General features: G+C 54.5%; 10 protein-coding genes and 1 CRISPR repeat array. Of the genes, 1 reads left to right on the top strand and 9 read right to left on the bottom strand.

Going from position 1 to position 16,428, the window contains the following annotated elements:
• Positions 1-4 precede the first annotated feature (4 nt).
• Positions 5-5,770: direct repeats of the CRISPR family, unit length 33 nt; unit sequence ATTTCAATCCACGCATCCCGCGAGGGATGCGAC.
• 164 nt (positions 5,771-5,934) lie between these two features.
• Genes cas2 through B0G52_RS34560 form a run of 7 tightly spaced genes read right to left on the bottom strand, consistent with a single transcriptional unit; the run spans position 5,935 to position 13,866 of the window.
• Complete coding sequence (cas2, locus tag B0G52_RS34530) at positions 5,935-6,225, bottom strand: CRISPR-associated endonuclease Cas2 (protein ID WP_094050990.1); 291 nt, start codon at positions 6,223-6,225, stop codon at positions 5,935-5,937.
• Between the two features lie 10 nt (positions 6,226-6,235).
• Positions 6,236-7,267 carry a type I-C CRISPR-associated endonuclease Cas1c gene (gene cas1c, locus B0G52_RS34535; RefSeq protein WP_094050991.1) on the bottom strand — a complete coding sequence of 344 codons (1,032 nt, stop codon included), beginning with the start codon at positions 7,265-7,267 and terminating at the stop codon, positions 6,236-6,238.
• Entirely contained in the window at positions 7,264-7,893 is a 630-nt protein-coding gene (gene cas4, locus B0G52_RS34540) for a CRISPR-associated protein Cas4 (RefSeq protein WP_094051008.1), read from the bottom strand. The genes cas1c and cas4 overlap by 4 nt, the downstream gene beginning before the upstream one ends.
• Positions 7,894-7,913: 20 nt before the next feature.
• Positions 7,914-8,777, bottom strand: a complete 864-nt coding sequence (gene cas7c, locus B0G52_RS34545) for a type I-C CRISPR-associated protein Cas7/Csd2 (protein WP_094050992.1) — start codon at positions 8,775-8,777, stop codon at positions 7,914-7,916.
• Between the two features lie 12 nt (positions 8,778-8,789).
• The gene (gene cas8c, locus B0G52_RS34550; RefSeq protein ID WP_094050993.1) at positions 8,790-10,700 is read right to left on the bottom strand and encodes a type I-C CRISPR-associated protein Cas8c/Csd1; all 1,911 of its coding nucleotides are present in this window, start codon (positions 10,698-10,700) and stop codon (positions 8,790-8,792) included.
• Positions 10,697-11,416 (bottom strand): type I-C CRISPR-associated protein Cas5c, encoded by a 720-nt coding sequence (cas5c, locus tag B0G52_RS34555; RefSeq protein ID WP_094050994.1) that lies wholly within the window; start codon positions 11,414-11,416, stop codon positions 10,697-10,699. The genes cas8c and cas5c overlap by 4 nt, the downstream gene beginning before the upstream one ends.
• 17 nt (positions 11,417-11,433) lie before the next feature.
• Positions 11,434-13,866 (bottom strand): CRISPR-associated helicase/endonuclease Cas3, encoded by a 2,433-nt coding sequence (locus tag B0G52_RS34560; protein WP_094051009.1) that lies wholly within the window; start codon positions 13,864-13,866, stop codon positions 11,434-11,436.
• Between the two features lie 375 nt (positions 13,867-14,241).
• On the opposite strand from B0G52_RS34560, the gene B0G52_RS34565 reads away from it, so the two are divergent.
• Positions 14,242-14,688, top strand: a complete 447-nt coding sequence (locus B0G52_RS34565) for a carboxymuconolactone decarboxylase family protein (protein ID WP_094050995.1) — start codon at positions 14,242-14,244, stop codon at positions 14,686-14,688.
• Here B0G52_RS34565 and sigJ read toward each other — a convergent pair.
• Together sigJ and B0G52_RS34575 are read right to left on the bottom strand one after the other, a co-directional pair.
• Positions 14,648-15,547, bottom strand: coding sequence for an RNA polymerase sigma factor SigJ (gene sigJ / locus B0G52_RS34570; RefSeq protein ID WP_094050996.1), 900 nt, complete (start codon positions 15,545-15,547; stop codon positions 14,648-14,650). The two genes, B0G52_RS34565 and sigJ, sit on opposite strands and share 41 nt — an antisense overlap.
• A 103-nt stretch (positions 15,548-15,650) precedes the next feature.
• Positions 15,651-16,406, bottom strand: coding sequence for a YfjL-like protein (locus B0G52_RS34575; protein ID WP_094050997.1), 756 nt, complete (start codon positions 16,404-16,406; stop codon positions 15,651-15,653).
• Positions 16,407-16,428: the final 22 nt, after the last annotated feature.

Genomic DNA, 16,428 nt, shown 5'->3' on the forward strand with positions numbered 1-16,428 from the left:
TCCTATTTCAATCCACGCATCCCGCGAGGGATGCGACGAGACTCTTAACGTGATCGACCGTAAGCAAAAATATTTCAATCCACGCATCCCGCGAGGGATGCGACCAATAGTTAACCCTATAGATTCTCTGGCAAGCTATTTCAATCCACGCATCCCGCGAGGGATGCGACCTTACACCAAGTCGTTTTCGGCTCGTCAAATCAATTTCAATCCACGCATCCCGCGAGGGATGCGACCTATTTTTGATGCCTACATTCCCGAGGACAACATATTTCAATCCACGCATCCCGCGAGGGATGCGACAAAAAAGGGGAGTGGTACACGTGGCGTCCTACCAATTTCAATCCACGCATCCCGCGAGGGATGCGACCCTGACCCTGCGATTGGGGGAGAGCCGGATACCTATTTCAATCCACGCATCCCGCGAGGGATGCGACTAGTAGGGCGCATGATCATGTCTTCGTTGCTGTATTTCAATCCACGCATCCCGCGAGGGATGCGACCGTCGCATATGCTGGATTTCTAGGCTTGTCCATATTTCAATCCACGCATCCCGCGAGGGATGCGACGCCTTGTTAATGGTTTGCTCCAGTTTGTTCGGAATTTCAATCCACGCATCCCGCGAGGGATGCGACATGATTCGACAGCCGTCATTAACGGCATCGAAGTATTTCAATCCACGCATCCCGCGAGGGATGCGACCAGCGGACGCACTTGATTATAGGCATTTTCGATATTTCAATCCACGCATCCCGCGAGGGATGCGACGATAGTGTACGGCCCCCCGCCCGTTCGCATCCTATTTCAATCCACGCATCCCGCGAGGGATGCGACCGATCGTCGTCACGTTGTAATCCGCCTCGCTCCAGATTTCAATCCACGCATCCCGCGAGGGATGCGACAACCTCCGTGCAGGCCTGTGCTGCCATCCGTCTTATTTCAATCCACGCATCCCGCGAGGGATGCGACTGTCCATGTCAGGCTCATAGAGCGGACGCTCTTTATTTCAATCCACGCATCCCGCGAGGGATGCGACATCTCGAGCGGACGTACGGCATCACGGGCAAAGAATTTCAATCCACGCATCCCGCGAGGGATGCGACTCTCCCCTTCATTTCGTCCTCCAGTTCGTTTTAGATTTCAATCCACGCATCCCGCGAGGGATGCGACTGCACCGAGTATTCGTGAGTTGGCCAACGCGATATTTCAATCCACGCATCCCGCGAGGGATGCGACAAGGAATATCTTCGAATACCGGCCTTTCGGCAAATTTCAATCCACGCATCCCGCGAGGGATGCGACTACTGCTTCAAAACAAACTATAAACCTATTGGAGATTTCAATCCACGCATCCCGCGAGGGATGCGACATGCCAGAAGGCTATAAAGTGATCAAACGCATGATTTCAATCCACGCATCCCGCGAGGGATGCGACCTGATGGCACATAGACGAGTTCGAGTCGTTAACGATTTCAATCCACGCATCCCGCGAGGGATGCGACTCGCCACACGCGATCGTTCCCAGGATCGGGACAGATTTCAATCCACGCATCCCGCGAGGGATGCGACACGGTTTGTGGAGATACTTGGGTAATGTTGGTCGATTTCAATCCACGCATCCCGCGAGGGATGCGACTCGGGCTTTTTGAAGATTAAAGACTTGCTGCAAAATTTCAATCCACGCATCCCGCGAGGGATGCGACAAGCCCGCGCGGGACTCGGATGTCCGGTGCTTCCGATTTCAATCCACGCATCCCGCGAGGGATGCGACGCATACTCGCCGCCCTCCGGGAAATTTTCGACATTTCAATCCACGCATCCCGCGAGGGATGCGACTTTAGTATCAGTCCTTCATATAGTAGTTTGACTCATTTCAATCCACGCATCCCGCGAGGGATGCGACAACGATCCGCTCGAGCGGCACGCCGAACATCTGGATTTCAATCCACGCATCCCGCGAGGGATGCGACACGATTGCATCCCCGGTCAAGCTGGATTTTGAGATTTCAATCCACGCATCCCGCGAGGGATGCGACGCGTCAACCCGTGGCCCTATGTCGACCCCCGAATTTCAATCCACGCATCCCGCGAGGGATGCGACTTGGGGCATCGTTGTAAAACGGAGGTCTTAAGATATTTCAATCCACGCATCCCGCGAGGGATGCGACGCGGGATTATAACCGAACATATGAAACCTCCTTAATTTCAATCCACGCATCCCGCGAGGGATGCGACTCTGCAAAGCTTTGGTCTGTAATTCCTGCTCTTATTTCAATCCACGCATCCCGCGAGGGATGCGACATGGGCCGGAGCGTGGATGTGCTCGGCATTCAGATTTCAATCCACGCATCCCGCGAGGGATGCGACACGCTAGGGTAGGGGCGACGGGGACAGGGGCAACATTTCAATCCACGCATCCCGCGAGGGATGCGACGCCGTTAGCAATATCACCGTGACCCCGATGCAAGATTTCAATCCACGCATCCCGCGAGGGATGCGACGCGTCCGAGCTGCTATCCGAAGGCAAGCCCGTTATTTCAATCCACGCATCCCGCGAGGGATGCGACAACAGGAGGTAGAAAATGAGAGCACAAATCAATATTTCAATCCACGCATCCCGCGAGGGATGCGACCTCTGGCGTCTCAGGGAGGCGCTGGGGAAGCGTGATTTCAATCCACGCATCCCGCGAGGGATGCGACTCTAGGCTCCAAGATCAACTCATTGTTGCGGTTATTTCAATCCACGCATCCCGCGAGGGATGCGACAAAAGTACGTCGCTTACGTCAACGCGAATAGATATTTCAATCCACGCATCCCGCGAGGGATGCGACACGTTATCGTATTTGGAGAGAGCTTTGTCTAGCGATTTCAATCCACGCATCCCGCGAGGGATGCGACAAGGGAGTCCCGTCCAGTCGTTCGCCCACATCGTATTTCAATCCACGCATCCCGCGAGGGATGCGACAAACGGTATTCAAAGGTACCGCGCGTTACGACGATTTCAATCCACGCATCCCGCGAGGGATGCGACGTCATGAACCTCGTCCGGACGACCATCGTCGTACTATTTCAATCCACGCATCCCGCGAGGGATGCGACGCCATTTGGACGGAAGCTTGCGCCGCGCTGAATATTTCAATCCACGCATCCCGCGAGGGATGCGACTGGGTTTCCGAATCGTTCAGGTCGGACATGACCGATTTCAATCCACGCATCCCGCGAGGGATGCGACGGACGGAATGACTTCGCTTGTAATCCATTTACGATTTCAATCCACGCATCCCGCGAGGGATGCGACACGTCAGCCGTTCAGGCGATCATGACGCTGATCATTTCAATCCACGCATCCCGCGAGGGATGCGACAGGCACTGGATTTCATCGAGACATTTATCGCTAAATTTCAATCCACGCATCCCGCGAGGGATGCGACTTGCCTTCATCTCTTCAGGTGATGCCGTGATATATTTCAATCCACGCATCCCGCGAGGGATGCGACGCGCTAGAAGCCGAAGTTTCGGCGCAATATGGAGATTTCAATCCACGCATCCCGCGAGGGATGCGACCGCATTGCTGCAGCGTCCGAGCTCCGGGCGTCATATTTCAATCCACGCATCCCGCGAGGGATGCGACTGGTTCAGCCAGGTCCAGACGCCGGACGCTAGCATTTCAATCCACGCATCCCGCGAGGGATGCGACTTAGCCCCTTTCTATAAGTGGTTCTATATCCCTATTTCAATCCACGCATCCCGCGAGGGATGCGACCATCTATATCGCGGACATGGAGCGGGTTGGATTCATTTCAATCCACGCATCCCGCGAGGGATGCGACCCATAGAAGTTCGAGCTGCGGATATGGTAAAAGATTTCAATCCACGCATCCCGCGAGGGATGCGACTGGCAACTATAAATGAACGCATCAAGCATAGGAATTTCAATCCACGCATCCCGCGAGGGATGCGACCTCGACGGTCAATGTCAAATTGAGCTGCGGTGCGATTTCAATCCACGCATCCCGCGAGGGATGCGACGTCGACTTGGTTGGTCTCACTAGCTCGTTCGGCTTATTTCAATCCACGCATCCCGCGAGGGATGCGACTTTCATATAGGAGCGTGGTAGGATGGATATTAACATTTCAATCCACGCATCCCGCGAGGGATGCGACCGTTGTAAAATGGATCGCTGTATTCCTTGTGTGTATTTCAATCCACGCATCCCGCGAGGGATGCGACCCGACAAGACGGCGAACGCCGCGGTTCTGGCTGAATTTCAATCCACGCATCCCGCGAGGGATGCGACAGCCCGTGCACCCGGACCATTGGATTCGGCGAGATTTCAATCCACGCATCCCGCGAGGGATGCGACACACGCTTTTTATACTTGCTCCAAGCTGCACCCAATTTCAATCCACGCATCCCGCGAGGGATGCGACTTACGAACTTTACGGTTAAGGAAGCGTTGGACCATTTCAATCCACGCATCCCGCGAGGGATGCGACGAGGCGTTGGCGAATCAAATCAATTACGACTCATGGATTTCAATCCACGCATCCCGCGAGGGATGCGACAGTCATCGAGAAACGAAATGATGGCATTCTAGTGATTTCAATCCACGCATCCCGCGAGGGATGCGACCTGATCCTCGCGGAGCCATATGCTGTGTTCCGGATTTCAATCCACGCATCCCGCGAGGGATGCGACCAGGGCTTGTCCAAGGTACTGCCTACCTCCTTTCTATTTCAATCCACGCATCCCGCGAGGGATGCGACCCGAAACGGCTCCATCGCGGAAGGTCAGCGTTAGATTTCAATCCACGCATCCCGCGAGGGATGCGACCTTGGGAAGCTGATCCGTAATATTGATGACCTGAGATTTCAATCCACGCATCCCGCGAGGGATGCGACATGCGCTTACGGGTCTCCTCACCCTGCAATTGCATTTCAATCCACGCATCCCGCGAGGGATGCGACGTCACAAGCCCTCTGGATATAAGGTTGTTATCTTATTTCAATCCACGCATCCCGCGAGGGATGCGACTTCCAAGATGAGCTGCTACCTCCTTTTGACTAAGATTTCAATCCACGCATCCCGCGAGGGATGCGACTAAGGTCTGCTCATTCGTAATGGGCGTATATGCCATTTCAATCCACGCATCCCGCGAGGGATGCGACTCCCGCACCTTCTGTATCCCATCCTCTCTATGGATTTCAATCCACGCATCCCGCGAGGGATGCGACTTAGGAGGTCCTAATAATGGACGATAACGCTAAATTTCAATCCACGCATCCCGCGAGGGATGCGACGACGGACAAGATCTCGTGTATATCGGGGCTCAAATTTCAATCCACGCATCCCGCGAGGGATGCGACAAACTTTCCCGCAGCAACGACGTAGCGAGGCTCAGATTTCAATCCACGCATCCCGCGAGGGATGCGACTATTGAGGTTGAGCCTCAAAATTTGAGCCGCGAAATTTCAATCCACGCATCCCGCGAGGGATGCGACCGAGGATGAGATCGAGCAGGGCCGCAACCTCCGCATTTCAATCCACGCATCCCGCGAGGGATGCGACCGTCGTCCCAAAAACGGCCGTATGCTTGTCGCGATTTCAATCCACGCATCCCGCGAGGGATGCGACACTGGACGCCGCCTCCAATCTGCGCTCGTGCATATTTCAATCCACGCATCCCGCGAGGGATGCGACAGGCGATCTTTAGCGGCCTGTTCTTGGGCGTCAAGATTTCAATCCACGCATCCCGCGAGGGATGCGACAGCGAAATTTAGGCCAAAAGAGCCTAAAACAGGCGCTAAACTTCGCTATAACTCATTAATCAACCTTATTAAATGCATAAAATTTACATTTAAGTAAAAATCGAAGCCTATTTGTGGTGCGAATCCCCCAGGGTTTTTATGGGAGCTTCACATTCGCACCTGATTTAGAGGATCAACGGGCCTTCCAAATCCAATGCCATTTTTATGCCGACATGCTCTACTTTGCTCTTGTAGTTGTTGCCTAGTTGATAGAGTCTGAGGCTGTCTTCCTTCGGATCGATCAGATCAAGCAGCTTTAATCTGAGCGTTGCAAACTGAGTGGCGTCGACAACGCATTCGAATACGGAGTTCTGTACTCGCTGGCCATAATTCTGGCAAGCCTTCGAGACCAGACGCAGTCTTCGCTGACCTGCGCTGCTGACCGTACTGACATCATAAGTGATCAATACAAGCAAACACGTTCACCTACTTCCACAAGAAAGGGGGGTACTCGTCGAGGTCGCCGCGCAAATATCTTGCCAGGAGCAAGGCTTGTACATGCGGAACGAGTCCCCAAGCAATCTTTTCGCCAAGATAGGGATGCACGATGGTCTCCTGTTTCTTCTCATGCCATGCGCTCAGAAACTTTTTCCGGGCGTCTTCTTTCATAATGACCGCTCCGTTTTCTTTTTTCAGAAAGTCTTCCCCGTTCACCGTTTTTTTGTTGATCAGCGTAAGGACAAAACGGTCCGCGAATACGCCTCGCAGCTCTTCCATGGCATCCAGCGCCAGGGAGACTCGTCCCGGGCGGTCACGATGGAGAAATCCGACGTAAGCATCCAGTCCAACGCCTTCCAGGGCCGCCGCCATATCGTTTGACAACAGCGTGTACGCAAAGGAAAGCATCGCGTTTACATTATCGAGCGGGGGCCGCCGTGAACGGCCATGAAAATAAAAATGCTCCTTCTGCTGCAAAATCATCTGATCGAATATCTTGTTGTAGCTGACGGCGGCCTGGCCTTCCAGCCCTCTTAGCCGCTCCAGATCCTCGCAAACCCGGACTTCCGTCATGAGCGTCGATAGCTGCTGCGATGCGTCCTTAAAGCTGTCGACGTCAATACGCAACGGATAATCCCTGGTCATTCTTTCAAGCGTCCACTTATGGTTATACATTTTGCCAAGGATAAAATTCCGGGCGATTCTCGCGGATGTGGCTTGATCCTCCGACAATAGATATTGCTTCTTCCGCAGCACCACATTGCCCTTGCTCTCTCCGATCACTCTCGCAATAAACCGGCCGTTCATCGTCAGGAAGACCAAAGAAATGTTGCGTTCAGCGCAATACCCCATCAACGCCGGACTCGCCCCGGTATAGCCGAAAGCGACAATCGACTCCAGATTGTGCAGCGGCAGCCTGTGAAGCTTTTGCTGCTCTTTCGACATCACCACATTGTCGCCGTCAAGCGACAGGTAAACGTCCGGCTGAGTGACGAACAAGGTTCCCAGAAGCTTCTTCATTCCTTGATTTTCCCTTCTATATAACTGCGAACCGACCTCTTGCTCATCATGTCCGGCAAGCAAATGTGCCGCAAGGAGCAGTTCTTGCAGAAAGAACCGGTTTTCACCTTGGGCGTATGCCTCCGGCGATAGTAATCCTGCATTTCGGCGACCGTCCGTTTGACCTTGTCTCTTAACTCCGGGGTAATCGGAACTTCAACCCGATGCTTGATCTCGTTGTAAAACAAGTACCCTACATCAACGTCGCAGAGCAGCATTTCCTCCAAGCAGAGGGCCTGGGCGGTCAACTGCATCCTATCTTCGTCTGCCGCCTTCGGCTTTCCCCTCTTGTACTCTACCGGATAAGCGAGATACTTTCCCTCTGTGCCGCTGATCTCCACACCCTTGTCATCTCTGATGAATTCGACTACATCGCAAACACCCGTTACTCCGAGAGAATCGGATCTGATCGGCATTGCGCGGACGATAAGCTTATCTCCCCGCTTCTCTCTCGTAAAAGGCTGATCCGCATTTCGATGCAAGTGCTGGCCTTCCACGGTTCTGACGTTGTCTTCCCACTGCTGCTCGATATGGATAAAGGCCCACTGCCTCTTGCAAAACTGAAAATGCTGGATGCCCGACAGCATCAGATAGTCGTCGTCTTCTCTCACAGCCCGTTAATGACTTGCACCTTCAGGCCTTCCAGTTCGTTCACGCTGAACCGATAATCTTCGTAAGCCTTAGGCTCGTCCGACACTTTTTCGACCGCAAGCGAACGGTGCACCTTGGCGGAGGAGTATTGGCCCAGCCTGGAAGAGTGCTCCCACCAATAGACGGTATGAACCTCCATGCTCCCTTCCGGCCTGGCCGAGGACACGTCGTTCTCGAACAAGGTGATCAACGCTTGCTTGATCTGCTCCGCATCTTCATTGGTAAACCCGGTCTTCTCCGCCAGTTGAGAGTTAATGCTCCCATAAAACACGTATACACCGGAATCGACCCGATGCTTCATTCCCATCGTGTCGGAGCCGCGAGTCGCGCCCGGCTCGGAGTTGACGCTCTTGGTAATCTGCAAGCTCGTAATATCGACAGGGTCGAGACTGGTTGCGGGATGGATGGACACCGGGCCTCTGACTCCGACGGATACGCCGGACGAGCCTTTTTCCGCTTTGAAGGCGAATACCTGGCCGAAGCTGCGGACGTCCAGCCACTGCTGGCAGGCCACTCTGGAGAACTCGTCTCCGGATACCGTCTTGGCCTTCAAGATTTTCTCCAGTTCCGCATTGGCGTCGGCACGCTCCCGGAGGCTGCCGTATGCGTCTGTCTTCCGGTCGTTCGATTGCACAAAGATAGGCTGGCCCATGTCCTGCAGACGATTGCGGATTTTGCGCTTGAGCGCCACATCGGAAATCTCGCCATAGCCGTCGTAATTTTGACGGGGACGGTTTCCGTTCAACGGATCTCCGTTTGGATTCGCATGTTTGACGGACAGCACTACGGCAAAATCGATTTTATGATCCAGAGTTGTCATCTCGTTCTCCCCTTAATTGGTATTTTCCGGCGCGTCGTCCTTCGTCTCTTTTTTTCGGTACAATTCGTGTCTTTGGCTATAAAATCCCAGCAAATAAAGTCCGGATACCGGCTTGTTGTTAAAGTCCCCAATAGCGATCCGAGAGCCGACCTCGTCGATCATTTTGGACCAATAGGTTGCTTTGGCCCCTAGCTTCGCCTGGTAAGGTTGCAAGCACGCCTGAATCGTTCTCCACGTTCTTTCCGGATGTCTGGAGAAAGCGTTCATGTACCGAATTGCATTGGTTGCACGCCGTTCGTCCGGACCTAGAGCGTTGCGCTCCAGCACGTCGGCAATCGCCAGCAGGCGTCCGAACAAGTAATCGCGTTGGTTGTTCTGCTCATCCAAAGCCACGTCTAATTCCTCCTTCTCGTTAATCAAGGCGCAGGCGATGCTCAGCGTCTTCTCCCATTCCCATCTCTCCAGGCCGGAAGGATTCGAAGCACGCTGGCGGGCGATGTCCACAATGTCTCTCGGGACGGCTCTTCCGTCGACGATGCACGGCAGCATGCGTTCCATCAGTCCTTTGACCATCTTCTCGCCCGCTCGGGGACCGTAGGCGGCGAAAGCGATATCCTTCGTAGACGGCGCACCGTAAAATTGCACGAACTCGCCCTGTTCGTTTTTGCGGTAGCGGTGGAGCCAGACACAGGTCGAATGCCAGCGGACGAGCCGGTCCAGGTACAACTCTTTATTCATATTGCGATAGTACAGCACGCCCATTCGCCCGGTCGTGGCCGAGTCCAGCACCAGAATGTTCACCTGGGCATCCTTGTCGGAGACGATCTCCTTCAGCCTGTTCCGGTAGCCGTCGATCGCCTTGGACACCTCTTCGGCAACGGCTTTCCGGGTATAGGCATAGCGCTCGTTCTCTTCGCCCGGCATGCCGATGTCCAGATCGTACGAATCGTCGTCGGGCGCAGGAATGTCCACCTCGTCGTTGCCCCATACGAGAAACACGCGTTGATCGATCATTTTGGCCTGACGGTTGATCAGCCACTTCAGCGCGTTATGCGCCTTCTGCGATACCTCGTAGCTGATCGTCGCGGCCTCTTTGCCCACATTAAACCGGCCGCGGAACGTGAAGCCGCTGCTGTCGTTATCCGAGATCAGCTTGGCTTTGTCTCCGGAGTGTCTGATCTTGTTAGCGTGTCTCTCCGTCGCAGGAAGCCGCCTGCCCGTCACGTAACAGTAATCGATGTCGCCCAGTTGCTCGCTATAGTAGCGGATAAAGGATTCGTACACCTCCGGGTCCTTCCACACCTTGACCAGGTGCTTGCCCGGAGCGTGAACATTAAACCGGACGAAGGCGCTCGTCTGATCGCCGGGCACGACGGAGAAGATTTCCGGCTTAACGGGGTACAAATCTTCAACCTTCTTGTCCCATCTGTCCACCAGCCGCTGATCGGCATCGACGCACAGCACCTTGTGGCGAACCAGATCCTGAATGAGCCGGCCTTGGCTCAAGTAGGTATAGATGCTCTTGACCTTGGGGTGAGCATGCGCCGATTCGGCCCATTTCTCCAGCTCCCGAATGTAGACGGCATAGGGCAGTTCCCCGGTCTTGACCTCGCCGCCGTAGGCGACGTAATCTCCGGCAACGTAGCTCAGCTTGTCGTGCAGCGGATAGGGAGCCACCGCTAGGCCGGAACGGCTTGCCGAGCTTTCCGTACACGGAATCAACGTGCTCACTTCGTTCTTGTCCACGACGAATGCGGTCAGGAACTCCCCGTCTTCCGTAATCTCAACCTCGATATGGGCGTTCTGGGTCGTATGGCAGATCGGCAGCAAGGTGAACTCCTGACCGTTATGTTTTTTCTCGACGTGTCCCACGAATTCCCGATTGGCTTCGTAAGTGCCGTACAAATTCAGCAGCCAGCTCATGACGGTCTCCTTTCCTCCAGTTGCTCGAGCAGTTCGTCCGCCAACTGGATCTGGGATGGATCAAAACGCTTCGGCGTCATCTCCTTCACCGTACGCACCAGTTCACACTGCTCCGGACGCACAAAGGAGATTACGCCGTTTTTCATAACCGGATTCCACAGCCGCACCTCCATCTGATTGCGCCCCGTCTCGTCCGGATAGTTAATGCCGTGCACCATCGTCCCCATATGAATGTTGCCGTAATCGTCGTAGAAGCTTGTGCCTTCGTCGAACGGACAGGGCTCGACATAAGCCTGACATTCTCGGGTCCCGAGAAAAATGTCCCGCCTGCCTCCCGCACGCAGCGCTCTTTGCAGTATGTTGTGATGCTTGTTTTCGTTATGGTCATGAGTCAGATCGGGCCGGTGGGGATTAAACTCGAAATACGCCCGCACGTTATAGCGCACGTCTTTCAGGTACGTGTAGTTGGCCAGCGTATTGCCGCCCCCGTACTCCAACGGGCGAATTCCCTTCGATTCCATACGGATGGCGTTCATGACTCTTACCTTGTCGATGTACATAATGAGAGTGGGTTTCCAATAAATGGACTCCACAATCCCCTTAAGCGCCTGGTAGGTCGGCACTTGGTAGGAAAGCTTCTCTCCTCCCAACTTCGTCAAAGGATCGGTGAAGAGAGCGTAATTGCCATAGACGGTAAACTCGATCGCATTCCTCATTTTTCCACCTCCTTTCTCTACCACATATGCAGGCTGCTACCGCTGTCGTTTTCAATGTCGACGCCGAACTCCTTGTTATACGCCTTTTCCTTCAACGCAAAAACCTTCCCGTCCAGCAGCTTGACCCACCCGTTATTGCTCGTAAGCAAATCGCACTGATAGCGAAACAGATTCACCGTATACTGCTGCGCTTCTCGCAGCAACTGCGACAGATTGTCGATCGTCCCTCCGCCCGTCAGCTCGGCAATGATCTCCTCGCCTCTTCCGTAAGGAACGATCGCCGAAGTCGTCAAATCTTCGATAACGTCAAAGTGCTCCGCTGCAGTCCGATGGCTATGGGTAAGGCCCAGGCGCAAAGGCTCCTTCGTCCAATCCACGTATTCCCGGTAGTACGGGCTGCCCTTGGTACTCGTCATCAGCAATTGCGTCATCGTGACTCCGAGCTTCTTAATGTCATAATCCAGAGTGGATGCGAATTCGGTGTAAAATTCCTTGAAATACTCCTCCATCGCCTGTGTGGACAGGAGATGTCCGCCATACGCGCTGCTGTCCCGCTGCAGGACAAGCAGCATGCGCCTCGCAATCTGCTTGCCCGCCTTGATCTCTCGCAATCGGTCCAGCTTCTCCTCGGCGTGATCGATAAGATAGACCTGTCCAAGCTGTCCGTCCTGCCGCTCGCCATGCCGATTGCACCGCCCCGCAGCCTGAGCGATCGAGTCCAGCCCAGCCAAGGAACGCACCGCGCATTCGAAACTGATGTCGACGCCCGCCTCTATGAGCTGCGTGCTGATGCACACCACCGTTTCCTTGTTTTTCAAGTGCAGCTTGACCTGTTCCAAAATGCCGCTGCGATGCGCCGCACACATCGAGGTGCTCAAATGGTAGACCGGAACCCTGCCCCCCGACAGCCGATCGTACAAGCTTTTGACGACAGCTTTCGTGTTTAGGATGACAAGAATGCTGCGCGCCTGTTCAAGCCGCTCTCCGACAAACTCGGCCAGCCCCTCGGTTGATATTGCCCCTTGCGTTGCACGATCGTGAATCTCCACCCTCTTGAACGCATCGATGACTCGAGGGAGATTGGCGATCATTTCCGCATCCGAATCGATGGCAAGCCTTTGTCGGACGAAGCTCAACTCCGGCTGGGTCGCCGTACAGAGAATCAGGCTGGAACGGGCATTGTCCTTCAGAAAATTAAGTGCCCGGTTAAACAGCGACAGACAATGAACCGGAACCTTCTGCACTTCGTCGAAAACGATGACCGCCTCGCCTAGATTGTGCAGCCCTCTAATGTAACGGCTTCCCTTCGCATAGAACGTATTCAGAAACTGCACCATCGTCGTGAACACAATCGGAGAATCCCAATTGTCCTTGGCTAGCCTGAGCTTCTGCCGGGCGGAGAACGTCCTGTCCTCCAACTCATCGTTATCCTCCGCATCGTCCACCACATTGGAGTGATGCTCCAGCAGATTCCCGTCGTCCTGAATAATTCCGCGAACCTCGCCGGCATTCTGCTCGATAATCGTTGTGAACGGAACGACGTAAAGGATATGCTTTTTCCCGTAGATGAGCGCATGTTTAAGCGCATATCGCAAGCTGGCCAGCGTTTTGCCTCCGCCTGTCGGAATCGACAGTGTATAAATGCCGGAAGGTCTGGCTGCAAACCTCTCACACATTTCCGACATCTCTTGCCGCAGCTCGTTAATCAGAGAAGTCCGCCCTGTTGGGCTGACCACTTGCAAACCCTCGATTTTACGCATCAGTTTCCCGTAGTAGTCTGCGAACAGCTCATCGCGTTCACGCTCTCGGCTCGCCGTCCCGTTATTTTCGAAAACTCTGGTGTTCGTCCGATCGGCATCGATTAATGCGCTGAAAATATACTTAGTCAGAAACATCAGCTTAGCCCCGTTATCGGGAGAGGGAGGGGTCAGACACGCCTGCAATTCGTTAGCCGCCGCTTCCGCGTATTCCTGAAAGCTCTGCTCGTCCATGACCTCCTCGAAGAAGATTCGCTTGGTCTGTTCGTATTCTTCGATCTCCTTGTCTCTGACGCGGCGAAAGTAGTCGGATACCGTTCCCGGCCCCAGGAAATCGTGAAGATAGGAATGATGCGAGATAATCGCATTCCCCACGATTTCCGCCACAATCTCTTGATACTTCGAGCTTTTGACTCGCTTAAACAGGTCGTACAGCAACTTGCCGCCCGCTGTCGAATGATCCACTTCGCCCCTTCTAGAGGACCCATTCGGATTAGATGTCGCTTCGCGAATGTACGTCTGAAAAGCGTTGGCGTACTTCCCGAGATCATGGAGCATCCCGGCCAGACCGGCCATGTGCTTGACGCCAAGCTTAGCTCCGTATTTCTCAGCCAGTTCTCTGACCTCGAGGAGATGATTTTTGACCGTTTGGATTGCCCGATCGCTTTCCCGGATATGCGCAATGTAAACCAGAAGAATCCCTCCTTTCCCATCGTCGCAACCGACTTGGCACCTAGTTCCCAATACCTCTTATATGGTAGAATTATGTAAAATATAGTCGTATTCACCTATTCTCCGTCGAACCATACAACTCCTTCTACAACATATTTTATTCTTTCTTCATTTTTCCGTTCTTCAGTGCACAGTTCTATGCATACACGACCGGCAAGGCGTACCGGGTGTTTAACGATATAACTTGGACAGCGCCAAGACTCTTCATCATCTGCCAAGCCATCAGCGTGCTTCTGCGACCAGCGACTTTCTTCCAAGGAACAACGTCACAAAACCGTCCCTCTCATTGTCTTAACTGCGCAAGCAAAAAAAAGACCCCCAGAGGAGAGAGTCCAAATGGAAACAAGAATGAATTATCGCAGCGCTAATCCGGAAGCCTTCAAAGCCCTGCTCGGACTCGAGCAGTTTATCCGCAACAGCGGTCTCGATCATGAACTGTACGAATGGATCAAGCTGCGCGCTTCACAGATCAACAACTGCTCGTTCTGCATCGACATGCACGCCAAAGATTTGCTGAGCATGGGCGTAAGCGCGGAGAAGATCATGGTGCTGACCGCCTGGCACGAAGCGCCCCACTTCACCGCGAAGGAGCGCGCCGTGCTCGAACTGACCGAGTATGCCACCAAGCTGTCCGAGGCCGGAGTACCTCGCGACGTTTACGACCGCGTCCGCGAGCATTTCGACGAGAAGCAGTTCGTCGACCTGATCATGGCGATCAACGCGATCAACTCGTGGAACCGGATCAGCGTGTCCACGGGCTTGTTCCCGGGAGCGTTCGATTGAATTTCGTCAGCTTATCCGGATTCACAACCAGGTAGAGACGGCGGATACGGGAGCCTCCGGGCTCCCATTCCGCGCAGATCGCGTTCGCGATTCCGCCATCCCTGCGCAGCGCCAAGCCGGGGTCTCCGTTCAGCGTGACGCGCTCGAAGCCTTCCTTGAACACTCCTTTCGCCGACAACCCTTCGAAGAACGCCAACACCCTCGGAAATCCGACGATCGGATAGATGGCGGCCCGCGCTTTGCCCCCTCCGTCCGAGATCATAATGACGTCGTCGAGCAGAAAGGCGAGCAGCGGCTTGAAATTGCCCGTATCCGACGCCCGAAGGAACGCTTCGGCGAACCGCTCCTTCGTCTCCTCGGCCGCTTCTCCCTGCCGCGGCGCCGCGTCATCCCCCATCTTCGCCTTCGCCCTGCTGAACGTCTTCCGGCAGCTCGTCTCGGTACGCTCCAGAATGTCCGCAATGTCCGCGTATTCGAACCCTAACGTTTCCTTTAGCACGTAGATGGCTCTCTCCAGGGGCGTCAGCTTCTGCAGAAGCACGAGATAAGCGTAGCCAATGCTTTCGCGGCGTTCCGCCGGATCTGCGGCCCGGTCTCCGTCCGGCAGCGGCTCGGGCAGCCATTCCCCGACATACGTCTCCCGCTTGCGTCGCGCCGACTTCAGCAGATTAATGCAGCGGTTCGCCGTCATTTTCGCCAAGTACGCTTTCTCGTTTGCAATGCCCTCCGTATCCGACTGCATATATTGAGCGAACACGTCCTGGACGATGTCTTCCGCATCCGTCGCCATCCCCAGCATGCGGTAGGCCAGTCCGAACAGCGCGGAGCGATGCCGCTCGTAGGTTTGGGCTACTGTCATCGTCAGTCCTCCGTTCTCTATGTGCCAAATTCATTACTTATAGAAGACAACGAAGAACGAAGGTTTGTGACATTCCCGCGAGCCCCAAGCGCCGACCCCTTCCTCAATATTCCGAGAGCGCCGCCCGCAAATCTTCGATCCCGTTTATCGTTCCGAACTTCTCGAACTCCAAGTTCAAGTACTTCGTCTTCCCGCGCGTTTCCCCCTCCTTCTCTTCCGCGAGCGCGGTATACACGTTGAGATCCGCTTCCGGGCCGAACTCCCGCATCTGGCGGATAGCCGTGACCAATTCCCCCAGCAGCGCCTCCGAGAAATCCTTAGAGACCAACTGGATATCCCAGGTTTGAAGACCCTCCGTCGGCTTCTCCGGAATGCGGACCCCGTCCGCGTCCATCTCCCCGCTTAGCCCTTCTTCCAAAGCCTGCATTCGATAGGTCGTGGAAACTCGGATTCGGTCGATATCTTCATTCCCGTATACGCGGGGGAACGCTTCGCGAAGACGCTCCTCCGCTCGGAGCCCCCAGTACACTTCCGCGTAATTGTCCTCCAGACGTTCGCCCAATCTCTTCATCGGCTCGTCCGGCGGCCCGCTCTCATCGTAATACGCGTTCCTTTCCACCCGGATGATTCGCTCTTCGCCCTCACGGACATCGTACACCTTGGCGATATACGTATCGAACTTAAAGTTGAACGCGCTCCCCGCCGACTTCGCATCCATCCCGTATTTTTCTTTCATATATCGGACCGCGTCCTTCTGAATCTGCGCACGCTTCCAAGGGTAGCCTTCCATTTCGGCATACACGTAGAATCCACCATACAGCACGGCAAGCGCAACGACGGCCAACAGCAGCTTTTTCATCCGTTCTCTCCCCGATTGCATA

Source organism: Cohnella sp. SGD-V74 (genome assembly GCF_003001675.1).
Lineage (GTDB): Bacteria > Bacillota > Bacilli > Paenibacillales > Paenibacillaceae > Cohnella.

What these genes read in the sequence shown, in the direction of transcription:
- cas7c (WP_094050992.1), bottom strand. Translation starts at nt 8,777, where the DNA reads ATGACAACTCTGGATCATAAAATCGATTTTGCCGTAGTGCTGTCCGTC.
- B0G52_RS34565 (WP_094050995.1), top strand. Translation starts at nt 14,242, where the DNA reads ATGGAAACAAGAATGAATTATCGCAGCGCTAATCCGGAAGCCTTCAAA.
- cas8c (WP_094050993.1), bottom strand. Translation starts at nt 10,700, where the DNA reads ATGAGCTGGCTGCTGAATTTGTACGGCACTTACGAAGCCAATCGGGAA.
- cas1c (WP_094050991.1), bottom strand. Translation starts at nt 7,267, where the DNA reads ATGAAGAAGCTTCTGGGAACCTTGTTCGTCACTCAGCCGGACGTTTAC.
- cas4 (WP_094051008.1), bottom strand. Translation starts at nt 7,893, where the DNA reads ATGCTGTCGGGCATCCAGCATTTTCAGTTTTGCAAGAGGCAGTGGGCC.
- B0G52_RS34575 (WP_094050997.1), bottom strand. Translation starts at nt 16,406, where the DNA reads ATGAAAAAGCTGCTGTTGGCCGTCGTTGCGCTTGCCGTGCTGTATGGT.
- sigJ (WP_094050996.1), bottom strand. Translation starts at nt 15,547, where the DNA reads ATGACAGTAGCCCAAACCTACGAGCGGCATCGCTCCGCGCTGTTCGGA.
- cas5c (WP_094050994.1), bottom strand. Translation starts at nt 11,416, where the DNA reads ATGAGGAATGCGATCGAGTTTACCGTCTATGGCAATTACGCTCTCTTC.